Annotated in this window: 28 protein-coding genes and 1 pseudogene; 10 read left to right on the top strand and 19 right to left on the bottom strand. The window is 57.9% G+C overall.

Going from position 1 to position 26,164, the window contains the following annotated elements; translation table 11 throughout:
* Window positions 1-134 precede the first annotated feature (134 nt).
* Complete coding sequence (locus ACT2B1_RS02675; protein ID WP_171240346.1) at window positions 135-2,162, bottom strand: NADPH-dependent 2,4-dienoyl-CoA reductase; 2,028 nt, start codon at window positions 2,160-2,162, stop codon at window positions 135-137.
* 138 nt (window positions 2,163-2,300) lie between these two features.
* On the opposite strand from ACT2B1_RS02675, the gene ACT2B1_RS02680 reads away from it, so the two are divergent.
* The 4 genes from ACT2B1_RS02680 (at window position 2,301) to ACT2B1_RS02695 (ending at window position 5,072) form a co-directional block, all read left to right on the top strand.
* On the top strand, window positions 2,301-2,786 hold the full coding sequence (locus ACT2B1_RS02680; RefSeq protein ID WP_171122956.1) for an RNA pyrophosphohydrolase: 486 nt from the start codon (window positions 2,301-2,303) through the stop codon (window positions 2,784-2,786).
* 6 nt (window positions 2,787-2,792) lie between these two features.
* Window positions 2,793-3,332, top strand: a complete 540-nt coding sequence (gene sigZ / locus ACT2B1_RS02685) for an RNA polymerase sigma factor SigZ (RefSeq protein WP_171240347.1) — start codon at window positions 2,793-2,795, stop codon at window positions 3,330-3,332.
* A gap of 64 nt (window positions 3,333-3,396) precedes the next feature.
* The gene (locus ACT2B1_RS02690; protein ID WP_481668517.1) at window positions 3,397-4,107 is read left to right on the top strand and encodes a glutathione S-transferase family protein; all 711 of its coding nucleotides are present in this window, start codon (window positions 3,397-3,399) and stop codon (window positions 4,105-4,107) included.
* Window positions 4,108-4,235: 128 nt separating this feature from the next.
* A complete protein-coding gene (locus ACT2B1_RS02695) occupies window positions 4,236-5,072 on the top strand; it encodes a DUF547 domain-containing protein (protein WP_171240349.1) in 837 nt (278 codons plus the stop codon).
* 9 nt (window positions 5,073-5,081) lie between these two features.
* Here the strand turns inward: ACT2B1_RS02695 and ACT2B1_RS02700 are convergent, their stop codons facing one another.
* Window positions 5,082-6,071 carry an adenosine kinase gene (locus tag ACT2B1_RS02700; protein ID WP_171122949.1) on the bottom strand — a complete coding sequence of 330 codons (990 nt, stop codon included), beginning with the start codon at window positions 6,069-6,071 and terminating at the stop codon, window positions 5,082-5,084.
* Window positions 6,068-6,712: an endonuclease III gene (gene nth / locus ACT2B1_RS02705; protein WP_171240350.1), complete on the bottom strand. Its 645-nt coding sequence runs from the start codon at window positions 6,710-6,712 to the stop codon at window positions 6,068-6,070. The genes ACT2B1_RS02700 and nth overlap by 4 nt, the downstream gene beginning before the upstream one ends.
* Before the next feature lie 117 nt (window positions 6,713-6,829).
* On the opposite strand from nth, the gene ACT2B1_RS02710 reads away from it, so the two are divergent.
* Entirely contained in the window at window positions 6,830-7,672 is an 843-nt protein-coding gene (locus tag ACT2B1_RS02710) for a methylated-DNA--[protein]-cysteine S-methyltransferase (protein WP_171240351.1), read from the top strand.
* A gap of 175 nt (window positions 7,673-7,847) precedes the next feature.
* Here ACT2B1_RS02710 and ACT2B1_RS02715 read toward each other — a convergent pair whose 3' ends face one another.
* Window positions 7,848-9,287, bottom strand: a complete 1,440-nt coding sequence (locus ACT2B1_RS02715; RefSeq protein ID WP_481668518.1) for an aldehyde dehydrogenase family protein — start codon at window positions 9,285-9,287, stop codon at window positions 7,848-7,850.
* A 218-nt stretch (window positions 9,288-9,505) separates the two neighbouring features.
* Between ACT2B1_RS02715 and ACT2B1_RS02720 the strand changes: the two genes are divergently transcribed.
* Complete coding sequence (locus tag ACT2B1_RS02720; protein ID WP_171122940.1) at window positions 9,506-10,156, top strand: peroxiredoxin; 651 nt, start codon at window positions 9,506-9,508, stop codon at window positions 10,154-10,156.
* A gap of 65 nt (window positions 10,157-10,221) precedes the next feature.
* Here ACT2B1_RS02720 and ACT2B1_RS02725 read toward each other — a convergent pair whose 3' ends face one another.
* Window positions 10,222-10,923 carry a glycosyltransferase family 25 protein gene (locus ACT2B1_RS02725; RefSeq protein ID WP_254429135.1) on the bottom strand — a complete coding sequence of 234 codons (702 nt, stop codon included), beginning with the start codon at window positions 10,921-10,923 and terminating at the stop codon, window positions 10,222-10,224.
* 299 nt (window positions 10,924-11,222) lie between these two features.
* On the opposite strand from ACT2B1_RS02725, the gene ACT2B1_RS02730 reads away from it, so the two are divergent.
* Complete coding sequence (locus ACT2B1_RS02730; protein ID WP_171122936.1) at window positions 11,223-11,858, top strand: DUF1326 domain-containing protein; 636 nt, start codon at window positions 11,223-11,225, stop codon at window positions 11,856-11,858.
* Between the two features lie 56 nt (window positions 11,859-11,914).
* Here the strand turns inward: ACT2B1_RS02730 and pnp are convergent, their stop codons facing one another.
* On the bottom strand, window positions 11,915-14,062 hold the full coding sequence (pnp, locus tag ACT2B1_RS02735; RefSeq protein WP_481668519.1) for a polyribonucleotide nucleotidyltransferase: 2,148 nt from the start codon (window positions 14,060-14,062) through the stop codon (window positions 11,915-11,917).
* 421 nt (window positions 14,063-14,483) lie between these two features.
* Here pnp and ACT2B1_RS02740 point away from each other — a divergent pair, with 421 nt between their 5' ends.
* The gene (locus ACT2B1_RS02740; protein WP_171211670.1) at window positions 14,484-16,085 is read left to right on the top strand and encodes a BCCT family transporter; all 1,602 of its coding nucleotides are present in this window, start codon (window positions 14,484-14,486) and stop codon (window positions 16,083-16,085) included.
* Between the two features lie 113 nt (window positions 16,086-16,198).
* Here ACT2B1_RS02740 and ACT2B1_RS02745 read toward each other — a convergent pair whose 3' ends face one another.
* The 5 genes from ACT2B1_RS02745 to ACT2B1_RS02765 all read right to left on the bottom strand — a co-directional run bounded on the left by ACT2B1_RS02745 (window position 16,199) and on the right by ACT2B1_RS02765 (window position 19,956).
* On the bottom strand, window positions 16,199-17,332 hold the full coding sequence (locus ACT2B1_RS02745) for a Hint domain-containing protein (protein ID WP_171240354.1): 1,134 nt from the start codon (window positions 17,330-17,332) through the stop codon (window positions 16,199-16,201).
* Window positions 17,333-17,557: 225 nt separating this feature from the next.
* Window positions 17,558-18,214 (bottom strand): sulfotransferase family protein, encoded by a 657-nt coding sequence (locus ACT2B1_RS02750; protein ID WP_171240355.1) that lies wholly within the window; start codon window positions 18,212-18,214, stop codon window positions 17,558-17,560.
* Window positions 18,215-18,325: 111 nt separating this feature from the next.
* Complete coding sequence (locus tag ACT2B1_RS02755; RefSeq protein WP_171122923.1) at window positions 18,326-18,955, bottom strand: outer membrane protein; 630 nt, start codon at window positions 18,953-18,955, stop codon at window positions 18,326-18,328.
* Between the two features lie 333 nt (window positions 18,956-19,288).
* A complete protein-coding gene (gene rpsO, locus ACT2B1_RS02760) occupies window positions 19,289-19,558 on the bottom strand; it encodes a 30S ribosomal protein S15 (protein WP_481668520.1) in 270 nt (89 codons plus the stop codon).
* A gap of 146 nt (window positions 19,559-19,704) precedes the next feature.
* Entirely contained in the window at window positions 19,705-19,956 is a 252-nt protein-coding gene (locus ACT2B1_RS02765; RefSeq protein ID WP_481668521.1) for a hypothetical protein, read from the bottom strand.
* Between ACT2B1_RS02765 and ACT2B1_RS02770 the strand changes: the two genes are divergently transcribed.
* The gene (locus tag ACT2B1_RS02770; RefSeq protein ID WP_481668522.1) at window positions 19,936-20,205 is read left to right on the top strand and encodes a hypothetical protein; all 270 of its coding nucleotides are present in this window, start codon (window positions 19,936-19,938) and stop codon (window positions 20,203-20,205) included. The two genes, ACT2B1_RS02765 and ACT2B1_RS02770, sit on opposite strands and share 21 nt — an antisense overlap.
* Here the strand turns inward: ACT2B1_RS02770 and ACT2B1_RS02775 are convergent.
* The 6 genes and pseudogenes from ACT2B1_RS02775 to rbfA form a co-directional block, all read right to left on the bottom strand.
* Window positions 20,098-20,313, bottom strand: a pseudogene (locus ACT2B1_RS02775) (calcium-binding protein); the annotation flags it as partial. The gene ACT2B1_RS02770 and the pseudogene ACT2B1_RS02775 overlap by 108 nt on opposite strands.
* 33 nt (window positions 20,314-20,346) lie before the next feature.
* Window positions 20,347-20,697, bottom strand: a complete 351-nt coding sequence (locus tag ACT2B1_RS02780) for a calcium-binding protein (protein ID WP_481668523.1) — start codon at window positions 20,695-20,697, stop codon at window positions 20,347-20,349.
* Between the two features lie 94 nt (window positions 20,698-20,791).
* Window positions 20,792-21,295: a DUF1643 domain-containing protein gene (locus tag ACT2B1_RS02785; RefSeq protein ID WP_481668524.1), complete on the bottom strand. Its 504-nt coding sequence runs from the start codon at window positions 21,293-21,295 to the stop codon at window positions 20,792-20,794.
* A gap of 20 nt (window positions 21,296-21,315) precedes the next feature.
* Window positions 21,316-22,221 carry a tRNA pseudouridine(55) synthase TruB gene (gene truB / locus ACT2B1_RS02790; RefSeq protein WP_171240359.1) on the bottom strand — a complete coding sequence of 302 codons (906 nt, stop codon included), beginning with the start codon at window positions 22,219-22,221 and terminating at the stop codon, window positions 21,316-21,318.
* 60 nt (window positions 22,222-22,281) lie between these two features.
* On the bottom strand, window positions 22,282-23,019 hold the full coding sequence (locus tag ACT2B1_RS02795; protein ID WP_171240360.1) for a phosphodiester glycosidase family protein: 738 nt from the start codon (window positions 23,017-23,019) through the stop codon (window positions 22,282-22,284).
* Complete coding sequence (rbfA, locus tag ACT2B1_RS02800; RefSeq protein WP_170379347.1) at window positions 23,016-23,411, bottom strand: 30S ribosome-binding factor RbfA; 396 nt, start codon at window positions 23,409-23,411, stop codon at window positions 23,016-23,018. Before rbfA ends, ACT2B1_RS02795 begins: the two co-directional genes overlap by 4 nt.
* Window positions 23,412-23,501: 90 nt before the next feature.
* Between rbfA and dapB the strand changes: the two genes are divergently transcribed.
* The gene (gene dapB, locus ACT2B1_RS02805) at window positions 23,502-24,311 is read left to right on the top strand and encodes a 4-hydroxy-tetrahydrodipicolinate reductase (RefSeq protein ID WP_171124214.1); all 810 of its coding nucleotides are present in this window, start codon (window positions 23,502-23,504) and stop codon (window positions 24,309-24,311) included.
* A gap of 128 nt (window positions 24,312-24,439) precedes the next feature.
* On the opposite strand, the gene tmpB is transcribed toward dapB, so the two are convergent.
* Together tmpB and tmpA are read right to left on the bottom strand one after the other, a co-directional pair.
* A complete protein-coding gene (gene tmpB, locus ACT2B1_RS02810) occupies window positions 24,440-25,030 on the bottom strand; it encodes a (R)-1-hydroxy-2-trimethylaminoethylphosphonate oxygenase (protein ID WP_171240361.1) in 591 nt (196 codons plus the stop codon).
* Entirely contained in the window at window positions 25,027-26,163 is a 1,137-nt protein-coding gene (gene tmpA / locus ACT2B1_RS02815) for a 2-trimethylaminoethylphosphonate dioxygenase (RefSeq protein WP_171240362.1), read from the bottom strand. The genes tmpB and tmpA overlap by 4 nt, the downstream gene beginning before the upstream one ends.
* Between the last annotated feature and the right edge of the window lies 1 nt (window position 26,164).

Consider the following 26,164-nt stretch of genomic DNA (forward strand, 5'->3'; position numbering starts at 1 on the left):
ATTCCAGTTTGGATACGTACTATTTTCTGATTCATTTGTTGTATATGTACATATGTACATAAGGAGTCAAGCGGCATCAAAAAAGCCGCCTCTTCCGAGACGGCTTCCCATGGCGCAAAAAAATTATCGTCGCGTCAGAACGTAGCCGCCAAACGCGTCCCTTGATTGATCGCGCGTTTTGCATCCAGTTCTGCGGCCAGATCCGCGCCGCCGATCACATGCGGAGTGATACCGCGTTCGATTAGCGCATCCGCAAGGCTGCGTTCTGAAACCTGACCGGAACATAGAACAACCGTATCTGCCGCGATAACGGTTGGGTCCGCGCGCTCTTCGCCAAAGCTGATATGCAGGCCGTCGTCGTCGATGCGCTCATAATTGACGCCGCCAACGAAATTCACGTCCTTCATCTTCAGCGTCGCACGGTGAATCCAGCCGGTGGTTTTACCCAGTCCCTTGCCATGCGCCTGTTTCTTGCGCTGCAGTAATGTTACCTCGCGCGCCGGGGCTGCAGGCTGCGGTCCTTCAGGAGCTAAACCCGAGCGGTGTTCGGCCGGGTCGGTTACGCCCCATTCCTTCATCCAAGCAGGCAGGTCCGCGGTGATGCTGTGGCCGTCTTCCAGCAAAAACTCGGACACGTCGAACCCGATGCCGCCGGCACCGATCACGGCGACGGATTTGCCGACTTCGGCCTTGTCGCGCAGAACGTCGATATAGCTGATGACATTCTCGCGGTCTTGCCCGGGGATTTCCGGGTCGCGCGGGTTGACGCCGGTTGCGATGACGACTTCATCAAATCCGGTCAGGTCATCGGCGCTGACATCGCGGTTCAGTTCGACCTTCACACCCAGATCTGCGATCATGGTGCGATACCAGTCGACCAGTCCCCAGAACTCTTCCTTGCCCGGAACCTGCTTGGCCATGTTTAGCTGTCCGCCCACTTCGGCGGCGCGGTCGAACAAGGTTACGTCATGGCCGCGCTGGGCAGCGGTCATCGCGGTGGACAGACCGGCCGGACCTGCGCCCACGATGGCAACCGACTTGGTAGTTGCAGCGTTTTCGATGACCAGTTCAGTCTCATGACATGCGCGTGGATTGACCAGGCACGAGGTCAATTTGCCGCCGAACGTATGGTCAAGGCAGGCTTGGTTGCAGGCAATACAAGGCGCGATCTTCGCGGACTGGCCCGCGATGGCCTTGTTCACGAATTCCGCATCCGCAAGCATCGGACGCGCCAGCGACACCATGTCGGCGCAGCCTGTGGACAGAACCTCTTCGGCGACTTCGGGGGTGTTGATCCGGTTCGAGGTGATCACCGGAATGTTGACCTCGCCCATCAGTTTCTTGGTCACCCAGGCAAAGGCCGCGCGGGGGACGCTGGTGGCGATGGTCGGGATTCGCGCCTCGTGCCAGCCGATGCCGGTGTTGATGATCGTCGCACCAGCCTCTTCGACCCGCTTCGCCAGTTCCACAACCTCATCATAGGTCGAACCGTTGGGCACAAGGTCAATCATCGACAAGCGGTAGATGATGATGAAATCGGTTCCCACGGCTTCGCGCGTGCGGCGCACGATTTCGATCGGCAGGCGCATCCGGTTTTCGTAAGAGCCACCCCAGCGATCCTCACGCTTGTTGGTGTGGGTCACGAGGAACTGGTTGATGAAATACCCTTCGGACCCCATGATCTCGACCCCGTCATAGCCCGCTTTCTGGGCCAGAGCAGCCGCGTTGACGATGTCGCTGATCTGCTTCTCGATACCTTCCTCGTCCAGTTCGCTGGGCGGGAACGGAGAGATCGGCGATTTAACCGGGCTGGGCGCCACACATTTGGGGCCATAGGCATAGCGGCCTGCGTGCAGGATTTGCATGGCAATCTTGCCGCCCGCTTCGTGCACGCGCTGGGTGACGATGGAATGTTTTGCAACCTCGTCATCATTGGTCATCATCGACGCGCCCGGCAGAACCGAGCCTTCAAGGTTCGGACCGATCCCACCCGTCACCATCAGGGCCACGCCCCCACGGGCGCGGTCTGCATAGAACTCGGCCACGCGGTTCCAGTCGCCTGTTTCCTCAAGCCCTGTATGCATCGAGCCCATCAGAACGCGGTTTTTCAGTGTGGTGAAGCCCAGATCAAGCGGGGCCAGCATATTTGGGTACGCAGTCATGGCAAACTCTCCCTCCCGGATTTTCAGCGTTAGATTGATGTTCGCGTCAACTTTGTCACGCGAAACCTTGCGTCACGGTCTATGCTGTCGCACCGGCAGTTGATACAGACGGATCGTTACAGGAAAAAGAGACCAAGCATGACCCCTGATCAGATCGCGAAACTGCCCTATCGTCCTTGTGTTGGCCTGATGTTGATGAATGCGCATGGCCAGATTTTCGTGGGCCAGCGCAATGATCGCCACAAGAACGCTTGGCAGATGCCGCAAGGGGGCGTGGACAAGGGCGAAGACCCCCGCGATGCGGCCCTGCGCGAGCTTTGGGAAGAAACAGGGGTGACCGCTGATCTGGTCGAGGTCGTGGCCGAAACGCCAGGTTGGCTGCCTTATGACCTGCCGCATGATATCGTCCCGAAAATCTGGAAAGGTCGCTTTCGTGGGCAAGAGCAGAAATGGTTTCTGCTGCGCTACTCAGGCCGCGACGATCAGATTAATATCGACACCGATCACCCCGAGTTCACCCGGTGGAAATGGCAGGAGCCTTCGCGCTTGGTGCAAGAGATCGTGCCGTTTAAACGTGACGTTTATGAACAGGTTGTTGCCGCCTTTGCCGAACACCTGTCATAAAGTGTCATGCGCATCGAGGACATCTGGCCCAAGTACCGTGCGCGCCTGAAGGCGTTTTTGCACTCGCGCGTTGCGAATGCAGCGGATGTGGACGACCTGTTGCAAGAGATTTCGGTCAAAGTGTTTACAGGTTTGCCTGCGCTGATGGATCCGTCCAAGTTGCAGCCATGGCTTTTTCAGACCGCAGATCGCACCATCATTGATTTCTATCGCAAGTCCGGCCGCGCGCAGGCGCACCCGGATGACCTGTGGTATCACCGCGATGACCCCGAAACCCGGCAGGATTTGGAAGGCTGCGTTGAGCCGTTCATTCGCGGCCTGCCCGCGGAAACAGCGGATATGCTGATGGCTATAGATATCAACGGAATGTCTCAGAATGATTACGCTGTGGCACATGGTCTACCGTATTCGACCCTCAAATCCCGCGTACAGAAAGGTCGGGCTGAGTTGCGAAAAGCGTTTGAAAACTGCTGTGACATCACAATGGATGCGCGCGGAAACATCGCGGATGTGCGGATAAAATCGGAAAACTGCAAAAAATGTTGATCTGAACGTCGTCTTTTTGGCGCGGGCTTCGTCTGACAGATGAAACCACCAAAAGGAAATGAAGATGATCCGTATCATTAGCTTCAAAATCTGCCCCTTCGTGCAGCGCGTAACCGCGTTGCTTGAGGCCAAGCAGATACCTTATCAGATCGATTACATCAGTCTCAGCGACAAGCCCGACTGGTTCCTTGACCTCTCGCCAACAGGTCAGGTGCCTGTTCTGGTGACTGAAGGCGGCACACCGCTTTTCGAGTCTGACGCGATCGCGGAATATATCGATGACATTTCCGCGCCGCTGCAACCCGATTTGACGCCCGAGCAACGCGCCCTGAACCGCGCCTGGAGCTATCAGGCCAGCAAGCATTATCTTGTCCAGTGCAGCGCGATGCAAAGCGCCGATTTGGCGACGTTTACCGAACGTATGTCAAAACTGAACGCCGCCTTTGCTAGGGTCGAACAGACAATGGGCAGCGACCCGTTCTTTGGTGGCGAGGCGCTGGGCAATGTCGATATGGCGTGGCTGCCGCTATTGCACCGCGCTTCGATCGTCGAAGCGCATAGCGGTCATGACATGCTGGCGCGTTATCCCAAGGTGAAGGCATGGCAACAGGCTGTGTTGGCGACAGGGATTCCGCAAAAGTCGGTATCCGAAGATTTCGCCGTTCGGTTTACAGATTTTTATCTGGCCTATCGCACCTGGCTGGGCCGGGGCGCTAACCAGAACGAAGCACCCACGTCGGTCCAGACACGTCAATCGCGCGGATGTTGCGGTTGATGCGATCACCGTCCTGCACGTTGACGTGAGGGGGCGTAGCCCTGTCCGGGGTTCGCCTCTAACTGTTGGGTATCCGCCAGACCTTGCTGCGTTGCCCAAGGTCCATCGTCAATGCCGGGGGGGCCTCAATGCGTTTAATACTGATCTTGCTGCTACCCCTGCTGGTCGCCTGCGCCAGTGTCGAGCGGTTGGCCCTGCCCGCTGCGGCCCCATTGCCGGACGGTGCCCTGACGCAATCTGCGCCACCGCCCGGTGCGCGAGTGGATCACAGTGACTGGACCCTGTTCCTGAACCGCTATGTCGCTCCGGATGCGCAAGGGGTGAACCGAGTGGCTTATGGGCAGGTAACGCAGGCCGACAAGGTGCGGCTGGACGAGTATCTGACGGCGTTGCAAGCGGTGGACCCTGCCGCTCTGACCCGCGATCAGCAATTGGCCTATTGGATCAACATGTATAACGCGGTGACGGTGGATGTGATCCTTGAGAACTACCCCGTCGCCTCGATCCGCGACATCAAGGACGGGCCGCTGTCAATCGGGCCGTGGAACCGGCCTCTGGTGATGGTCGCGGGGCAGACTCTGACCCTGAACGATATCGAGCATCGCATCATCCGACCCAACTATGCCGAGCCGCGAATCCACTACGCGCTGAATTGTGCGGCTGTCGGCTGCCCCAACCTGATGAACCGCGCTTGGCAGGCCGAAACGCTGGAGCGTGATTTCGCCGCCGCCGAACATGAATATATCAACGACCCGCGCGGGGTTCGGTTCAACGACAATGGCGGGCTGATCCTGTCCAAAATCTTCATCTGGTTCCGCGAAGATTTCGGACCGAACGAACAGGCGGTCTTAGCCTATATCCGAACCGTTGCCGATCCGGATCTGAAAACGCGCCTACAAGACGTGCGCCGCGTCAGCTCCTACAAATACGATTGGTCTCTGAACGACGCGGCAGCTGGTTTCTAATAGACGGGATCATAGTAACCCTTCGGCCCGCAGCAATTCTTGCATGTTCGCCTCGGGGCGGGGACCGATATGGCTGATCACTTCGCGGGCGCAGACATTGCCTATTTTGGCGCAGGTCTCGTAATCGCGGCCCGTGGCCATGCCAAACAAGAACCCGGCGGCGAACTGATCGCCCGCGCCGGTGGCATCGACCGGCACAACTTTTTCGACGGGCACATCAACCCGTTGCCCTTCGTACAACACCGTCACACCATCGCCTGACCGGGTACACACAACCAGAGGGCAAATGTCCGCGGTCTTTGCCAGTGCGTCTTCCAGATCGTCGGTTTCGAACAGGGATTTGATCTCGGCTTCGTTCCCGATGACGAAATCCAATTCGTTTTCGATCAACAGCAAGAAATCGACCCGGTGACGTTCCACGCAGAACGGGTCGGAAATTGCGATCCCGGCCTTGCCGCCGCCCTTGTGACAGGTGCGCGCGGCCTCAAGAAATGCGGCCTTGCCCTTTTCCTTGTCAAACAAATAGCCTTCAAGGAACATGATCTGGCTGTTGCCCGACACATCCGCGGACACGTCGGTCGAAGACAGCTCGGACGAAATCCCCAGATAGGTGTTCATCGACCGTTCCCCATCGGGCGAGACAAAGATCATCGAACGCGAGGTCGGCAGTTCCCCTCCCGGCACCGGAGGGTTGACGAAGTCGACGCCCTCTTCGTTCATCGCATCCGCATAGAACCGGCCCAAAGCGTCGTCATGCACACGCCCAATAAAGGCTGCATCCAGCCCCAGCGCCCCGGCCCCTGCGATGGTGTTGGCGACCGAACCGCCCGGCGTCTGCACCCGACCTTCCATCGAGGCATACAGCACCTCGCCGCGTTCCTGCTCGATCAGTTGCATGATGCCTTTTTCGATGCCCATCAGCTCCAGAAAGCTGTCATCGGCCTGAGAGATCACGTCCACGACGGCGTTGCCGATACCGGTAAGCTGATAGGTTTTCATAGGTTCTTGTCCTCAAATTCGCAGAGATCGCGGATGATACAGGTTCCGCACAGGGGTTTGCGCGCCTTGCAGTGATAGCGGCCATGCAGGATCAGCCAGTGATGCGCGTGCAACTGGAAATCGGCGGGGATGTTATCTTCGATTGCGCGCTCGACCGCGTCCACGGTTTTGCCGGGGCAAATGCCGGTGCGGTTGCCGACGCGGAAGATATGCGTATCCACCGCCTGTGCCGGTTGCCGCCACCACATGTTCAGAACCACATTGGCCGTCTTGCGCCCTACACCGGGCAGGGATTGCAGGGCGGCACGGGAATTGGGCACCTCGCCGCCATAGTCTTCGACCAGAATGCGGCTGAGTTTGATGACGTTCTTGGCCTTTTGGCGGAACAGGCCGATGGTCTTGATGTGTTCGATCAGGCCCTCTTCACCCAGATCCAGCATCTTTTGCGGGGTGTCGGCGATCTTGAACAATTCGCGCGTGGCCTTGTTGACACCCGCATCGGTCGCTTGCGCCGACAGCGCCACGGCCACGACAAGGGTATAGACGTTCACATGCTCAAGCTCGCCCTTGGGTTCGGGGTCGGCGTCCTGAAAGCGCGTAAAGATCTCGCGGATCGTGTGATAATCAAGTTGTTTTGCCATCCGCGCCTTAATGCCGCCCAAGGGCCGGTGACACAAGCCTAAAGCCAATGCGCAGGTTTCGGGTCGCCGGGGCGCTGTCACCGCGATATGGTTCGGGCAACATACGAGGTGAGAGTCATGAATGTTCAAACCCCCGAAAGCGGATATCACTACAACGTCATGCGGCGCGCGATTGAACTGATTGATCAGGGCGGCGAATCCCTGTCTCTGGAAGAACTGGCCGATCAGATGGACATGAGCCCGGCCCATTTCCAGCGTCTGTTTTCACGCTGGACCGGGGTGTCACCGAAACGGTATCAGCAGTACCTGACGCTGGGCCATGCAAAAGCCCTGCTGCGCGAGCGTTTCACCACGCTGGAAACCGCGCATAACGTGGGTCTGTCTGGCAGCGGTCGCCTGCATGATCTGTTCTTGAAATGGGAATCCATGAGTCCCGGCGAATACGCGCGCAAAGGCGCGGGTCTGACGATTTATTGGGGCTGGTTCGATTGCCCCTTTGGTCCGGCACTGGTGATGGGCACCGACAAGGGCATCTGCGGCATGGCGTTCGGTGCGGAAACTGGCGAGGCAGCCGCAATGGAGGACATGACGTCCCGCTGGCCCAAGGCGGATTACGTCGAGGATACCGAAAAGCTACGCCCGTGGGTCGAGGCATCGTTTGGGGCGAACCGTGGGGAAACTCCGCTGCACTTGATCGGTTCACCGCTGCAAATCAAAGTGTGGGAAGCGCTGATGCATATCCCTTCGGGGCAGGTAACGACATATTCCGAGATCGCGCAGCGGGTTGGGTCTCCGCAAGCGGTGCGTGCTGTTGGTACTGCGGTTGGGCGCAATCCGGTCAGTTGGCTGATTCCGTGTCACCGCGCCTTGCGGAAATCCGGCGGGTTGGGCGGCTATCACTGGGGCCTGCCCGTCAAACGCGCCATGCTGGCCTATGAAGCCGCGCAGGCGGATGCTTAGACACTAGGGGCGCGTCCGACCCTGGGTGGGCGCTGCAATACGTGTTTCATGGGCGCTTTATCTTGAAAGTACGGACGAAGCATGAGCCGCTTTTGTCGTCGCCAAAGCGCCCTCCCGGGGGGAGGGTCGGGCGCGGCCCGGGCTGGACGCCCGAGCCAGACGTTGTGCCAGGCGTTTACTCGGCGGCCCACCCGCCGACAGCTTTGATCTCAAGAAAATCTTCCAGCCCCCAAACGCCGCCCTCGCGCCCGTTGCCGGATTGTTTCATGCCCCCGAAAGGCGATCCGGCACTGCGGGACTGGCCGTTCATTTCGACCATGCCCGACCGCAGCGCGCGCGCCATGCGGTTCGCGCGGTCGCCGTCCTGTGTCTGAACATAGTTGGTCAGGCCATAGGGCGTGTCATTGGCGATCTCGACGGCTTCTTCCTCGGTATCGAAGGGGATCATGGTCAAGACCGGGCCAAAGATTTCCTCGCGCGCGATGGTCATCTGGTTGTTGGCATCGGCAAAAACGGTGGGGCGCACGTAATAGCCCTTGTTCAGACCTTCAGGCCGCCCGGTGCCACCAGAGACCAGCCGGGCGCCTTCGTCGATGCCCTTCTGGATCAGATCCTGAATCTTGGTCCATTGCAGTTCGTTCACCACGGGGCCAATGTGCCGCCCTTCTTCCTGAGCGTTCCCGACCGAAACCATGTTGGCAACTTGCGCGGCAGTCTCGACCGCCTGATCGTAGATCGGGCGTTGCACCAGCATACGGCTGGGGGCGTTACAGCTTTGGCCGGTGTTGTTCATCATATGCAGCACGCCGCGCTTAACGGCCTTTTCATCGGCATCGGCAAAGACGACGTTTGCGCCCTTGCCGCCCAGTTCAAGATGCACTTTCTTCAAAGTATCTGCGGCGTTCTTTGAGATCGCGGTGCCCGCGCGGGTCGAGCCGGTGAAACTGATCATATCCACATCTGGATGCGCCGACAGTTGCGATCCCACGCCCACACCATCGCCATTCACTAGGTTGAACACGCCTGCCGGGAACCCGGCCTCGTCCATCATCTCGGCAAAGATCATCGCGTTCAGCGGGCTTTGCTCGGACGGTTTCAGAACCATGGTGCAGCTCGCAATCGCAGCCGCGCCCACCTTGAGTGTGATCTGGTTCATCGGCCAGTTCCAAGGTGTGATCAGGGCGGCGACGCCCACAGCTTCATAGATAATCCGGTCGTTGGGGGCGTGATCCCCCAAGGGGCGTTCGAACTGAAACGCCTTGGCTGCACGGACGAAATTTTTCAGGTGATAGACACCGGCGCCAGACTGCTGCGTGCGCGCCATATCAATCGGAGCACCCATTTCCAGAGACATGGCTTGCGCCAGATCTTCCGAGCGCGACAGGTAGATCTCGACCAGCTTTTCAACCAGCGCAATGCGCTCTTGCACCGGGGTTGCCATCCAGCCGGGCAGGGCGGCTTTGGCGGCAGCGACTGCGGCGTTGGTATCGTCGGCGCCTCCAAGTGAAATCACCGCGCAGGGGTCTTCGGTCGAGGGGTTGATGACCTCAAAATCGTTGGCCTGTGCCGGGGCGACCCACTGGCCGTTAATATAGAAGTTCCGCTTGTCGATCATGGCTCCACCTTTCCACAAATATTCTCCGACCGCCCGGTCGGTTTTGCGGGCACTTTGTCACCCCGGTCAGCAAGGGGCAAGGGGGCAATTCCAAATGCGCGATCGTATGAGTAACGCAGTTTTGTCACTCAGCCTCAAATGATTGGTTTAACTTGTCGGCAAAGTGATTAAATTTGCGTCAGCCGATTTCGGCTTATCAGCAGGAAAGGAGACGCCCCATGGGTTTGCGCATTAACGACACCGTCCCGAATTTCACTGCAGAAACGGATCAGGGAACCATTCAGTTTCACGACTGGATTGGTGACAGCTGGGCCATTCTGTTTTCGCACCCCAAGGATTTCACCCCGGTCTGCACCACCGAATTCTCGGCCGTGGCCCAACTGAATGATGAATGGGCTGCACGGAATACCAAAGTTCTGGGTGTGTCCGTCGACGGCGTCGAGGACCACAAAAAGTGGAAGAAAGACATCGAAGCTTATGGCAATGCCAACCCCGGTTTCCCGATCATCGCGGATGACGGGCTGGCCGTTTCGAAAGCTTTCGACATGCTGCCAGCCGAAGCGTACCTGCCGGATGGCCGCACACCGGCTGACAGCGCCACGGTCCGTTCGGTCTTTATCATTGGCCCTGACAAGCAACTGAAGCTGTCGATGACCTATCCGATGACCGTAGGCCGTAACTTTGCAGAAATCCTGCGCGCCTTGGACGGCTTGCAAATGAGCGCCAAGGGCGTAGCAACTCCGGCCAACTGGATTCCGGGCGAAGACGTGATCATTCCACCAGCGGTTTCGAACGAAGAAGCCAAGGAAAAGTTTGGTGAGTTTGAGACGATCTTCCCTTACCTGCGCAAAACCAAGGCGCCCAGCTAAGACAGAGGGCGGGGCTAAATGCCCCGCTTATCCGCTGTGCGCATAGGTTCGATCTTATGCGCCGGTCACGCCGCGGGTCGCTGCGGGTGTTGATAAAGCTTCGCGCGGTAAGCGGCGCGCTTGAACTCTCGGGAAATTTTGTCACCAAGTGGGGGGCGGGTTTGAATCGTGGACCCACCGATCTCGTTGGCGACCTCCTGATTGCCGCTGCCTAGCAGCGCCAGAATCGGCTGGCCCGTCAACCAGTGCATTTGTAGGAACGTGTCAATCGGGCGGTCGATTTTGTTGGTGGCCTCAAGCAGCCGCTCGGCCGCACGACGTCCGACCAACTGACACACGCATTGCAATCCGATCACCTTGGGCAGGATCAGTCGCATGTCGTTGCGCCGGGCCAGCACCTGCGCCGCAATTTCGCGCTGCTTTACCGGAATGCGGATGTAATGGTCGGGTGTCGCGATCGGGGTGAGCATCTTCAGCGCCTCGTCCATCCGGCAGGGGTCAACGCGCAGGTCGTCCTCGGTAATGATGGCCAGGTCGATCTTTTCATCCACCAGCTTCTGCCAGATTCGGCGGTGGCTTTCGAACACTCCGATTTCTGCTGGTCGCAAATTGAACGGGTATTCGGGACGATGCAAATTGCCGGGAAACAACTCTACATCTGCGATCTGGTCAGAATTGCGACCATTCACTGCCTCGAATAGTTCGGCGTTTGGCAGACTAGCGCAAAGCTTTTCTGCGTTGGGCCGCCGGGCCGTACTTGAGGACATGTGAATAACAAAAGAGCGCATGCACAAGTGCATAGAACACGCACGCAATCTGGGAAAGAGAAACCAGAGGGTAAGAAGGGCAAAATACAACTATAGGTCCGGTCAGATACAGAAATTCCCTCAGGACTTGTGCGATTGATCTGTCACATGGTCTGAAAGACCTTGTTTGGCACCGAACTGGCAGGTGCGCCTCGGTTCGTGAATCCGACCTTTTGTGATAGGGTATGGCGATTGAGCTGACGAACAGGCACACGGCCACAAACATCGAGCGTTCACACTGTGCACTACAGGAGAAGACGATGGCATTTACAGATTGGTATGTCGAAGGTGAGGCTTTTGGGAACTGCAACTGCGGCTATGCCTGCCCTTGTCAGTTCGAAGAATTGCCTACACACGGGAACTGCCGTGGATTTGAAGTTCTGGAAATTTCAAAGGGGCATTTTGGCGATACGAACCTTGTCGGGGCGAAAGCCGCACTAATTTATGCGTGGCCCGGTCCGATTTTTGAAGGCGGCGGCGAGATGCAGGTTATCATCGATCCAAGCGCCTCGGATGCGCAGCGCGCGGCGCTGGAAAAGGTCTTCCACGGTGAAGAGACCGAAGAAATGGCGACCCATTGGTTCGTCTTTCGGGCGATGTGCAAAACCGTTCACGAGACGCTGTATTTGCCAATTGATTTCGAGATGGATATGGAGAGGCGCACGGCCAGTGTTACCATCGGCGATGTGCTCAGCTCGACCGGACGACCGATTCAGGCCCCGCACGGCGGAGGAGAGCACCGGGTGCGGATCGACATCCCCGGTGGGATCGAATTCACTCTGGCGGAAATTGGCAATGCATCGACCAAAGCGAATGCGGCGATCAAACTGGATTTGAACGACAGCTTTGGACAATGGCATATTATGAAGCATGGGCCGTCCGGCGTGGCCCACTAAATAAAAGACCCCGGCCATAACCGGGGTCTTTCATTATTTAAGAAAAGAGTTCCCGATTACTCGGCGTCTTCTTTCTTTTCTTTCTTCTCAGGCACGATCTCTTCGCCGGTTTCCTGATCGACCACTTTCATCGACAGGCGGACCTTGCCGCGATCGTCAAAGCCCAGCAGCTTGACCTTAACTTCTTGACCTTCTTTCAGAACATCCGACGGATGGTTCAGACGGCGGTCTTCGATCTGAGATACGTGGACCAGACCGTCGCGCTTGCCAAAGAAGTTCACGAAGGCACCGAAGTCGACGATCTTGACCACTTTACCAGTGTAGATCTGACCTTCTTCCGGCTCGGCCACGATCGAATAGATCATGTCATAGGCCTTTTGGATCGATTCACCATCCGGTGACGCGATCTTGATGACGCCGTCGTCGTTGATGTCGACCTTGGCACCCGAAACTTCGACGATCTCGCGGATGACCTTACCGCCCGAGCCGATCACTTCGCGGATCTTGTCGGTTGGGATGTTCATGGTCTCGATGCGCGGGGCGTGGACCGAGAATTCGTTGGTCTCGGACAGGGCTTTGCCCATCTCGCCCAGAATGTGCATCCGGCCGTCCTTGGCCTGTGCCAGGGCTTTCTCCATGATCTCGGGTGTGATGCCCGCAACCTTGATGTCCATCTGCAGCGAGGTGATGCCGTTTTCGGTACCCGCCACTTTGAAGTCCATGTCGCCCAGGTGGTCTTCGTCACCCAGAATGTCCGACAGGATGGCATAGTTGCCGTCATCTTCCAGGATCAGGCCCATGGCCACACCAGCAACCGGCGCTTTCAGCGGAACGCCCGCATCCATCATCGACAGCGAACCGCCGCAGACCGAAGCCATCGAGCTGGAGCCGTTCGATTCAGTGATTTCGGACACGATACGGATCGTGTAGGGGAAGTCGGTCGCCGCAGGCAGAACCGCCTGAAGCGCACGCCATGCCAGCTTGCCGTGGCCGATCTCGCGACGGCCGGGGCCACCAACGCGGCCAACTTCACCAACCGAATACGGAGGGAAGTTGTAGTGCAGCAGGAAGTTCGATTTGAAGTTGCCGTGCAGCGCGTCGATGAATTGTTCATCGTCACCGGTGCCCAGCGTGGTCACGGCCAGCGCCTGCGTTTCGCCACGGGTGAACAGGGCCGAACCGTGGGTCCGCGGCAGCATCGAGGTTTCTGCAACGATCGAACGGATATCGGTGGTCGAGCGACCGTCGATGCGCTTGCCGCCTTTGACGACGTCGCCACGCAGAATGCCAGCTTCCAGCTTTTTCATCGCGGAACCGAGGTTAGCGTCTTCCAACTGTTCCTCGGTCAGGGCTTCTTTGATCGTTTCACGGGCGGCGGCAACAGCGGCGGTGCGCTCTTGCTTGTCGGTGATTGCGAAGGCGGCGCGCATCTGCTCTTCGCCAGCGGCCGAAACAGCAGCATAGAGGTCCGCATAGTCGGGTGCTGCGAATTCAAACGGCTCTTTGGCGGCGTCTTCGGCCAGAGCGATGATCAGGTCGATGACCGGCTGGATCTGCTCGTGCGCGAAGGTCACGGCGCCCAGCATTTCGGACTCGGACAGCTCGTAAGCTTCCGATTCCACCATCATCACGGCGTCTTTGGTGCCGGCCACAACCAGATCCAGACGCTGTTCGGGGTTCAGGCGCAGGTCCTGCATGTCGTCTACGGTTGGGTTCAGGACGTATTCGCCATCCACGAAACCAACACGGGCACCGGCGATCGGGCCCATGAAAGGCGCACCGGAAATGGTCAAAGCAGCCGAGGCCGCGATCATCGCCACGATGTCGGGATCGTTGACCAGATCGTGAGACAGCACGGTGCACATGACCAGAACTTCGTTTTTGAAGCCGTCAACGAACAGCGGGCGGATCGGACGGTCGATCAGACGCGCGGTCAGCGTCTCTTTCTCGGTCGGGCGCGCCTCGCGCTTGAAGAAGCCACCCGGAACCTTACCGGCGGCATAGTATTTTTCTTGGTAGTGCACGGTCAGCGGGAAAAAGTCCTGACCGGGCTTTTGTTGCTTGGCAAAGGTCACGTTCGCCATGACGCTGGTTTCGCCCAGCGTGGCGATCACGGTGCCGTCCGCCTGACGGGCAACCTTGCCAGTTTCCAGTGTCAGCGTCTCTTCGCCCCACTGCATTGATTTCTTTGTTACATCAAACATTTGCGTATCCTAAAAGGGAGCACTCCCGGCCCTCCGGGTCTCCCGTTTTGCATGGCGGCCCCATTGCCGCCGACCCCATTTTATCTTCCGTTCGAGTGCCGGGGTCAGGGCACAACGTCTCAGATACCCGCGCGCATACATGAGATTGCAGCCAAAGGAAAGCGAAACCGCATAGTGGGGCAATTGACGGCAATCCGACCCATCGGAACAGAGTTGCCGAACATACCAGGCTTTCGTTCGAATTTGTTTGTACAAATGCGGCAATTCGAATGCATTTTGCAAAAATATGATGTCAGTGTAAGCTGTTATCACTGAACCCGCGGTCGAAAAGACGGAAACGCGCCAAGGGGGTACAATACTCATATCCGTCAGTCGACCGAATACCTTGGCGTTTGCACCTAGCGGACAGAGGGGCAGTCGAATGGCTCAGACGAAGAAAATGCTGGATCCGGATCCTCGGATCTATGACTTTGAAACCGAATACGAACTTGGGCAGGATAACGTCCGACCCTTCGGTTTGGACATCCATAACCCGGTATTCCTGATCTCAAGTATCCTCATATTTGCGTTCGTTCTGATCGCATTGGCCAATCAAGAGGCCGCAGCGACGTTCTTTGGATGGCTCCGGCCATGGCTGACCAGTACGTTCGATTGGTTCCTTGTTCTTTCCGTGGATGCAATCACCCTGTTTTGTTTGGCGCTAATCGTCTTGCCCGTTGGCAAGGTACGGATCGGCGGCAAAGACGCCAAACCCGATTATTCCTATGCGGGCTGGATTGCGATGATGTTCGCAGCCGGGATCGGGATCGGCTTGTTGTTCTTCGGTGTGATGGAACCGGTTTATTACAACTTTGCCGAGGACGGAAACGCAGTTCCATTGGGAATTGATATCGCGGTGCCCGGTAATGAGTATGCCGGTGTTGTCGGTACGATCCACCATTGGGGGCTTGAGGGCTGGGCCGTCTACGCCGCCGTCGGCCTTGCACTGGCGATCTTCAGCTACAACCTTGGCTTGCCATTGACCCTACGGTCGGCCTTCTACCCGATCCTTGGCGAGCGCGTGTGGGGCTGGTGGGGTCATATCATTGATACCCTGGCTGTTTTCGCCACGCTGTTCGGTCTGACAACCTCGCTTGGATTGGGTGCGCAGCAGGTGGCCGCAGGCCTTTATGAAGTGTTCGGCATCGAACCCAGCCCGACAGTTGTGGTGCTGCTGATCATCGGAATCACGATGATTGCTCTGGGATCGGTCCTTTTGGGCATGGATGCAGGTGTCAAACGGCTGAGCGAGATCAACATGATCATGGCCGTTGGTTTGTTCCTGTTCGTGATCGCGGTCACCGGTGTTGGGACAGCCATTGCGCGGTATTTCAACGTCATGACAGATTACGTGCTGCACTTACCGGCCTTGTCCAACCCGTTCGGGCGAGAAGATACCAGCTATTTCCACGGCTGGACGACCTTCTACTGGGCCTGGTGGATTGCATGGTCGCCGTTTGTGGGCATGTTCATCGCCCGTATCTCGAAGGGCCGCACAGTGCGAGAGTTCGTTATCTGCGCGTTGCTGGCACCCACGGCGGTTTGCGCCCTTTGGATGTCTACTTTCGGCGGTGCCGCGATTGACATGCTGAACGCAGGCGGAGCGGAAGGTGTCCGCGCCACCGTGATCGACAGCTATGCCCCCGAAGGCGCGCTGTTTGGCTTCCTGAAAGAGCTTCCGCTTTATGGTATCGTCGCACCGATCGCGTTGATCCTGATCGTGGTGTTCTTTGTGACCTCGTCGGATTCCGGTTCGCTGGTGATCGACACGATCACCGCGGGCGGCAAGATGGATGCTCCGGTGATCCAGCGCGTGTTCTGGTGCACACTGGAAGGGCTGGTTGCAATCGCGCTCTTGCTGGGCGGTGGATTGGTTGCCCTTCAGGGTGCGGCGGTCTCGACCGGTATTCCGTTTACGATGGTTGTTCTGATCATGTGCTATTGCCTCTGGCTGGCGCTGAAGTCAGAGAAAGCCAAGATGTAACAACGTTCGAATGAAATCAGAAACGCCCGTCATTTGGCGGGCGTTTTTTTGGTTAAAGACTGCGCAATGAGAAGTAACCCGCACTTGAAGGCCGCGATTGGGTCAGTTGCCGCCTAGTTCTGAGCCGAGGACGCAAGGCAGTCAATAAGGGGTTTGTGATTGGCCCGGTGCCGTTCCACCAGCTTTCGCACCTGTTTGCCCTTCTGCGGGATATATCGAGCGGAATGTGTCTGGAATTGCGGCTCGCAGCATTCGGGGAACAGCTCCAGAATCTCTTTTCTGGAATCCTCGGGGACGGATTTCAAAGCCTCCGGCCCGGTAAACAGGCTTTCGGTCGGTGCCCCGTTGGACCAGATGATTTCATGCGCATCGAACAGGATGTGGAAATACTCCACCCCATCCGGTGTCGCCTTCAGAGTTTCCACACCGTCCAGAGAAATCAGCTTTTTCGCCGGGATCAGGACGTCCTTGCGTTCGAACATGCGCAAGGCGACAACCGACGAAACAAGAACGCGGTGTTGCGGTGAAACAATCAAGTCCCGCTTGGGGTAACCGACCCCCAGGGCGTTCGCCCTGATTACAATGGGTTTGAGCCTTGGCTGGGCGTCAAGCTCGGCCCGGGTCAACGCGCGCGACCCGATCCAGCGAATAGGCTTAAAGCCGTTGTCAAAGGTCAGAATCTGATCCGAGATTTTCAGGTCTTCAACTGCGACGGGGCCTTCGCGGGTCTCAATTAGTGTTCCGGCTGCAAAACACAGGACGTCGATAAATTCGCCGGCCGCGTTTGTGGGGCCTGTTTCTGACTGGTCAATCTCAATTGTGTTGTCGCCGCTGTCATTCCAGGCCGCTGCAATTGCGTCCGTGTTGACGGTCAGCCCGTTGAACAATTGCAGCGGGACCAGCGGACCGTTGTCTTCCTTTACACCGTACAGTTCGATGGTGCCGTCGGGGCTCACCTCCAGGCGGACGACGGGTTCGCCGTTGGTATTGCCAAGCTGCCAGACGGCGGGCGTGTCAATTTCGTACCGGTCGCCATCGGCAAACTGGACAGTCTGCCCTTCCGTTTGGACAATTTGGAACTGAAGTTCGTTCTCCGCGCCAGCTGGCCCGCCTATGAACAGGTCAACATCGTTGATCCGAATGCTGAAGCTGTTGTCCAGTGTGTCAAAATCAATGACGAAACCGTCACCTGCGGACGTATCCGTAAACGTGGCGGAGTCACCGTTTGCGATGCTGAAATTTGCCATTTGAGGGTCGACCAGTCCTGAGAATCTAAACGAGAACAAAAAACTTTGTTCCCTTGTTTGACGAAACGACTAATGGCCCATCCCGGAGCGTTCGAAAAGAGTGTTCCTACAATTACCTTGCAGAACTTTTTGAAAAATCTCTTAAGTTTCTGCGTTTTAAGTATGCCATTAGGCGATTGTGCCGGACGGGCTCAGTGCCGGCCTTGTTGGCGCTACGGACTGTAGTTAGGACTGCCCGAGCCGTCCAAATAAACCCGGTTTTTCACGGTGGCGTCCATCTTCGAACGCATAATTGAACACATCGATGTCCCGGGCGTACACGCGGCCAACAATGTCGCGGGTTTCCTGGTCATAGTAATCCCGATAATCCGTGCGCTTCGACTGTTTGCGGTGCCGAATAACAAGGCGTCGCATTCCGATCTGTTTCAGTGCCTTGCGAAGGTCGTAATCAAACCGTTCGAAACGCCCGACAAAGTCCAGGGGCATGTTTCCTGATGCGTCGGTCAGGTACAGATATTGCGGTTGAAAATAGCGGATTTGCAGAAACTTTTCAGGGTCTTGGGAAAGGGCCTGCGCGAATTCTTTGAACGACCCATGTTCAGTTACCTCGGTGATTTCGGGCCGCCTTTGACACACGTAGTGATACCCTGAAACAAAGCGGTCCCATGGATTGCGCACAAAGCTGAACTTGAAATAGTCATTGGCGTCGGCGCCCAACAGGTCAAAGTACTGAGAGATATAGTCGATATTTTTGTCGCGCGGGTCGCGCGGATTGACTTGCCGCCCAAAAAAGCGGTCCCGTTTCAGAACCGTAGTCACAGTTGATCCGCCGGATTTGGGGATGTGGACGAAGATCACCTTGATGTTCGGAAAAATGGGCATCGGTTTTCCTTTGGGGCGCGGCTGTACGAGCTTGCCAGACCGAGCCGAGTTGTCGGCATCGGCCTGTTTCGGGCCGTCAGGATTATGGACCTGCCGGACGTTTTGTGCGCGTCAGAAACGATAGGCGACGCGTGCCGTGATGGTGCTCAGGTCAAAATCCGAGTCGTTTGGTGCGTCGTCAAAATCGCCGCTCACATCACGATAGGTGTAGTCTGCACCGGCAAACCAGCGGTCGTTGAAGTTGTACTCCATACCCAAGCCGATGTTGAAGCCGTCCAGAGTTGTCTGGCTTTCCCTGTCAAATTGCGCACTTGGGTGGACCCGCAATCTGGACCATGACCAACCCAAAGCGCCGTAGAACATGAAATCGCCGTTCACGTACCCAACCCGGCCACGAAGGTCAGCGAAATCCATCACTTCCCGCGTTTCGGGGTCGCCCTTTTCGACGACATGAGACAGGTTCGAATACCGGACTTCAGCGCCATAGATCATATCGCCGCGCTGCATGTTATAGCCAAACAGCGCACCAAAGCTGCGGCCGTTGTCGGGATCGAACGAGGCATTTCTCGTACCGCCGGACAGAACCGGAAAATCCGTTGTTCCGTCTGCTGCGGCCGCGCCAATTTCAAGCCCCGCATAGACACCCTCAAACGCGCTTGCGGCAGACGTGCTATCCGCATGGGCCGCGTCAGGAACGGCTTGCACCAGTGGTATCAGGGACAAGAGGGCAAACTTCCTCATCCAAACTCTCCTTAAACAATTACGCAAATTACATGATGACTTGTGTCAGGGCTGAGGGGAATCATAGGGCAGCCGCCCGGAGTGGAAAAGAAAATGTAGAAAACGTTAAGATTTTAGGCGGGTGTTGGTGCCAAAAAACAAGACATCGGCTCGCGATCAGCGGTCCTGCGGTGCGGCTTTAGGAATTCCGAGGTTTTGGCAGGTGTCCCGGTTCGGTTGCGGTTATCGAATCGCAGCCTGAACTTGTCTATGGGCCAAACAAAAACGCCCACCGTTTGGTGGGCGTTAAAGTCAAAAATCCGGGGTTTCGAACCCGAAAACACCAGTTGGTGTTTAGCGGCGGATGCCCAGTTTCTGGATCAGTTCCTGGTAACGCGCTTCTTCCTTGCCCTTCAGGTAGTCCAGCAGCTTACGGCGCTGGGCGACCATTTTCAGCAGACCGCGACGACCGTGGTTGTCTTTTTTGTGGGTCTTGAAGTGCTCGGTCAGGGTGTTGATGCGCGAGGTCAGGATTGCAACCTGTACTTCAGGCGAACCGGTGTCGCCGTCCTTGGTTGCGAATTCTTTCATGACGCGTGCTTTTTCAGCGGCAGTAATCGACATCGGGGTCTCCTTGTAAAAGGTTAAGGTTGATGGCGCAGGCCGGGATGTCGTCCAGCGCAGGCCCATGGAGAAAACCGCACCGATTCCGGCACGGATGCGCGCGTATAAGCGGAATTGGGATAAATGGCAAAGGGATTCTGTGCGGCTTAACCTGTCGCCGCCAGTTGCGCCAGATCTCCTTCTGCGATCAGTTGGATATCATTGGTGGTCAGCTCGTCGGCGTGCAGCAACTGCGCGACGTGCTGGCCGTTGATCGAGACATTGGTCAGCGTGTCATCCTCGGGGTCCGGCTCGATCCTTATGTCGGGGTCTTCTTCACCCTCCCATGAGATCAGCAACTTGTCCTGCCCCGGCTGGAAATCCATGACAGTGATCGCTTGTTCCTGCTGATCCGTCACAACAACATCGTCGCTGCCGTCGCCGCCAGTTACAATATCTTTGCCATCAGCCAATATGGTGTCATCTCCATCACCGCCGTTCAGAAAATCCGCAGTATCGTCCGAACCTATCAGGACGTCGTCACCATCACCACCGAACAGGACGTCCTGTCCCGCGCCACCGTCCAGATGATCGTCGCCATAGCCGCCATGCAGAGCATCGGCGCCTTTACCACCGATCAGGGTGTCGTTGTCCTGTCCGCCATATAGCTCGTCCTCACCCGTGCCGCCGTCCAGAATGTCGTCGCCGAGATGCCCAAACAGCGCATCGTTCCCCTCACCCCCCGCTATTTGATCTGCCCCGCCTTCGCCGTGCAGGGCATCATTTCCGTCTTCGCCAAGAAGGTGGTCTTAGCCTTCGCCGCCGTGCAGAGTGTCGTTACCTTCCCCACCTGCAACGGTATCGTTGCTACCGTACCCATTGATCTGCTCGTCGCCATTCTGCCCGGTCAGGACGTCCGACTCCTCTGACCCTGCAGTAATCAGATCATCCTGAAATTCGGATATCACTGTCCCCGTCGAGATTTCAGCAGGGATGTCTACGGTTTCGTCAACATCCAACAGGTTGCCGTCTGAAATGTCCTGCGGCTCATCCTCGACGGTTTCCTCGTCTTCAAGGTCTAGGTTGGCCTCAAAAACATCACCAATCGCATAGGCTGCGCCACCAACTGCGGCAAGGCCCAGCAAGCCGAATAGAAACATGACATCCCTCCGCAAACGTGCTGTATCAAGGGGATTTGTCTCATGTTGCCAGATGGTTGGTCAAAGTCGAGTTGGATTTGTGGTTAACCCTTGATCACCATGGTTCGGGCTGTTGGGTATAGGCAATATAGAGCGGATGCTTGGGATGGCCGTCCTTGGTCAGCCCCAGATGGAACAGCGGCTGCCCGGTGCCGCGCAGCAGGGTTTCGACCGCCGGGCCGCGATCAAGATGGGCGCCGTGGGCGCCCCAAGCGGCGATGATCTGATCGGCCCATTGCACACCATCCAGAATGGCTGTGTCATTTTTCGGCCCAACTGGATCGGCGGCGGCGCGCATTTTGCGCGGGTCGGTGTCGCGCCATGCAAAGATGTTCGTGACCTGAAACGCACCAAACCCCAGCGCCCGAGCGCGGCGTTCGCAGCGTTCAACCGTAGGGTCGTTCTGCACCTCGGTCGCAGTGGACGGGTTCAGCATCACGAACAACGCTTTGCGCCCGTCCGCATCCCACACGCGGGTCAGGCTATAACGGTAGTTTTCGCAATCGGAGTAGACGGCTGTCGAGGGCGCATCCCCCTTGATATGCGTTCGGGTAATCATGCCCCCGCCTAGCACGGTGTTTAGGTGACGAACACCCGGCTGGGGTGCAATTCGCCGGATTTATAGATGCCGACCGCTACGGCCTTACCATCCAAAGACGCCCACGCCTCATCGCCGTATTCCACGTCCGAGGCCAGCACCATGCCCGGATTGCCGTTGCGCAGGCGTGTGGCACCCTCGGGGGTGCATTTCAACTCGGGCAGGTCGGCGAGGCCGGTTTCTAGCGGGTGCAGGTAGTCGTCCAAGGCGGTGGTCTTGGCCATCTCGTCGATCTGTTCGATGCTTAGTCCATCTTCAACCTCGAACGGGCCGGACCAGATGCGGCGCAGCTCTTTCACATGTCCGTGGCATCCCAGCGCCGCGCCCAGATCGCGGGCGATCGAGCGGACGTAGCCGCCTTTGCCGCAGGTCATCTCCAGCACCACATGGTCTTCATCAGGGCGGTCGACAAGGATCAGCTCCTCAACCCAAAGCGGCCGGGCGGACAGTTCCACATCTTCTCCATCGCGGGCCAGCTTATAGGCGCGCTGGCCGTCGATCTTCACGGCCGAGAACTTGGGCGGCACTTGCATGATATCACCCAGAAACGGCGTCAGCGCCTGCTTGATATCGTCATCCGTGGGGCGTGCATCGCTTTGCGCAATCACCTCGCCCTCGGCATCGTCGGTGTTGGTGGCCTGACCCAAACGCACGGTGAAGGTGTAGGCTTTCAACGCATCGGTGATATATGGAACGGTCTTGGTCGCCTCACCCAGTGCAACGGCCAGAACGCCGGTTGCTTCGGGGTCCAGCGTCCCCGCGTGGCCCGCTTTCTTGGCATCCATCGCCCAACGCACCTTGTTCACCATTGCGGTCGAGGTCATGCCCGCGGGCTTGTCCACCACCAGCCAACCGGAAATGTCCCGGCCCTTGCGTTTGCGTCCCATGTCTTACCTTGAATCTTGCTAAGGCGCGCGAGTTAGCGGATCACAAAAGCCCTGTCAATTTCAGGGTGCGTCCTCGACCACGCCCACGATCGGCCCGAGCGAAAAACCAACGTCCGACCGATTGCTGGCCCGTTCGTACATCCGTGAAATATTACCGTCGAAGAACAGCGCGTTCGGGGTTTCCAACACATCCCGAAACAGGCTGCCGAATTCGTGGAAGGTGACATAGTCGTCCGAGATCACAAACACGGCCCGCGTGCCGTCGGCGCTGGTGCCGACACCGTTGCGCACGAAAACCGAGGTCGAGTCGGGCAGAAAGCGCGGGTGTAACTCTCCGTTGATCACAAGCATGGGGCCGGACTGGGTTGCAAACTGACAATCAGGAGATTGATCAACGAAATCTAAAGTCTCGAACACATCCGCGCGGCCCTCGCGGATGCAGAACACACCGTTGGGCAGCAGGCCGAAATTGCCGGGGCCGGGATTGGCGATGACGCGCATCTGTTCCTGACCATTCTCGACATAGTGGCCCACTGGCGAGCGGTCGTCGTGATACATCCCGGCATTCATCGCAAAAGCCAGTCGCTTGCCGTCACTGGCCAGCGCGTCGTTCACCGAGGAAAAATGACCCAACAGATCGCCATTGTCGTCGTTCAGAAAGAGGCGCAGATCCTGGTTGGCGGCGTCCACCTCGCAAACAGTATAACGCTTGGCGTCGTGGGTGACTTTCTCGCAGCTTACCGCACCGGCCTGCGCGGCCCAAAGGACCGCGCCCAATGTGACCAGCGCGCGGTTCACTCGTCCAGATCGCGGCGCACCGCGTCCTGTTCGAACATGCGGCGGGTGTCGTCCAGACGGTCGAAGGTGTCATCCAGACGGAACCGCAGATCCGGCGAGAATTTCAGGTTCAGCTTCTTGCCGATCATGCGCCGCAGCTCGCCCTTGTTGCGGGCCAGCAAGTCGATCACGTCTTCTTGGCCCTTGCCGCCCAATGGCAGCACATAGGCGGTGGCGATCTTCAGATCGGGCGAGGTGCGCACCTCACCCACGGTGATCGACATGCGGTTCAGGTCGGGGTCGTGGACATCTCCGCGCGCCAGAACTTCGGACAGGGTGCGGCGGATCAGTTCGCCGACACGCAGTTGCCGTTGGGACGGGCCGGGGCCATCGTGGAATTTGTTCTTTGCCATGTCCTCGATCTAAGCCCAAATCCCACCTTTGCCAAGCGGCCCCGAACCGGGTAGGAGGCTTTGAGCCGACAGAAACAGGGAAAGAACGCCATGACCCATATTCCGGGGATCGTCATCACAGGGGCTTCGGGCCGAATGGGGCAGATGCTGATCAAGACCGTGACCGACAGCGATCAGGCGCGTCTGGTCGGCGTGGTCGAGCGTAAGGGCCATGACTGGATCGGTCAGGACGTGGGCACCGCGATGGGCGGGCAGGCGCTGGGTGTTACTGTTACGGATGACCCGCTTGAGGCGTTTGCACAGGCGCAGGCTGTCATCGATTTTACCGCGCCCGAAGCGACGCTGGAATTTGCTGCACTGGCAGCGCAGGCACGTTGTGTCCATGTGATCGGCACGACGGGCATGACGGATGAACAGATCGCCGCGCTTGAGCCTGCCTCCCGCCACGCGGCGATCGTGCGCGCTGGTAATATGAGCCTCGGCGTCAACCTGCTGGTGCAACTGACCAAAAAAGTTGCCGCTGCGCTGGATGAGGATTTCGATATCGAAGTGATCGAGGGCCACCACCACCACAAGGTCGACGCGCCCTCGGGCACGGCGCTGATGCTGGGCGAGGCCGCAGCCGAAGGACGCGGTGTCAATCTGGCCGATGTGTCTGATCGGGGCCGCGACGGCATCACCGGAGCGCGCAAGCGCGGGGATATCGGATTCCACGCCATTCGCGGAGGCGACATCGTCGGCGAACATGACGTCCTGTTCGCCGCACCAGGAGAGCGCATCGTCCTGCGCCATCTGGCCACCGACCGCGCGATCTTTGCCCGCGGCGCGTTGAAGGCCGCGCTCTGGGGGCAGGGTAAGGCGCCGGGTCAATATGACATGGTGGATGTGCTGGGGTTGTAGGGGCTAAATCAGCAATCTCAGATAGTTGTAAGCAACATAGACGTCGGTCCAGACCGCGTGCAGGGCGTAGGTCTGCCGCACAAGACAGGTGGAATTTCATAATATTGGGGGCAGGCTAATTCCTGTGATCAGCCCGCGCCCAGATGACGATCGACCATCCTCTGTACCATGGGGGCGAAATGGGCGAAGTCGGGGGTTTCCATGTCGGGGCGTTTGCCTGCTTCGTCCAGATAACGGACCTGAACGATCTCTTTCAAGTTTGGATTGGACTCGAATTCGGCGACTTCATCGGCGCTCATCGGGCCGCCCTGCAATTCCAACGTATGAACTGAGGCTGCAGAAAGGCGGTCGAAATACTCGGGTTTGGTGGCGCACAGATAGCGTTTGGCGGCCACATGGTAGCGGCAGCAATCGGTGATAACCGAGGGGAAGAACTGTTCCAGCACCGCCGCGCCTGCGTCCTCGTGGTGGCGGTCTTCAGTGTCGTCGGGATGGTAACTGCCGAACTCGGACGTGAAATGGCCGATGTCATGAAGCAAGGCACCCACAATAATCTCTTCCGGCATTCCGTTTTGTTCGGCGATGGTCGCGCCTTGCAGCATGTGCTGGGCCATGGTGACGGGTTCCCCCAGATACTCTTCGCTGCCTCGGCGGTCGAAGATGTCACCGATAAAGGCCACGATATTGTCCCGGTTCAGGGTCGAATAATCAGGTTTCATTCCGCCGCCTCCGGTTGGACCTCTTCCATTGCGGCCAGCGTCGATAGCAAGCCGTCCTTGTCAGCATAACACCCCTGCAACCAGCGTGACCCCGCACCGGAATATCCCAGTCGCGCGTGCAGGACACGGGTGTTGTCGACGATGAAACTCTCGCCCGGTTCCAGCTTGAAGGACACACCCATGGCAGGGTCATCAATGATCTCGGCCAGTTGGCGATAGGCGGTGTAATACGCTTCCATGTGGTCAAACGGGATATCCACGAAAGGAGCAGAGGAGCGGTTGTTGAACCGGATGCCGATCAACTCTCCGTCCGGGGACAGTTCGATCATTGGGCGGCGCGCGCGCAGACAAACGCCGTCAGACCCCTTAAATTCGAACCGGGCCGGGTAACCTGACAACAAGGCAAAGCCGTCGGGGTTCTGATCCCGCAGTTTTTCGGCAGCGCGGAAGCCGTCCACCACGATCGAGTCCCCACCTTCGGCACTGTTTTCAAGGCAATAGAGGATTTGCAGGGTTGGCACCGGGTCGCGATAAGGGTTGTCGGTATGGGCCTGCAAACCCAGCCCGGTAAAGGCGAGGTTGGTCGGATTTACCTCGGTCCGAACCTCGAAATAGGGGCCATAGTTGGTCTTGCGCACATAGCCGAACAGATCTGCGACCTTCAGCAGGGATTCCGGCTCGCACGGGCCGTTCGTCAGCTTGGCAAAGCCGAATTCAGCAATGGCGGCCAGCCAGTCGCGCTTGGCTGCGGGGTCGGCGTGAACCTCATCCCAATCTGCGCTGGGGGCGTCCAAACCACTTTGCCACGTCGTTATACCCGGGGCTGTCCGACCTGCGAGAAGCGGTCGATCGCAGTCATAGATGTGATCGGCTAGCCAATCGGCGGGAAAGGTCACGCTTTTGTTTTCGGGCTGAAAAGTGATGTGCAGGTCGCCGTTTTTTACGCTTGCGGACTCGACGGAAACATCGGCGGGAATATCGCCGATTGTTATCAGGCGCTGGCCATTGCCGGGTGCGCGTGTCTCTGGGTCCAGCGCGTTGTCACGCAGCCATATCGTATGGAAACGGGCCTGAATGCCGGTATCAAACTCTACTGTCACAACGGACGCATCATGATTGGCGGTACACAGCATA

The organism is Ruegeria sp. S263, from assembly GCF_056780525.1.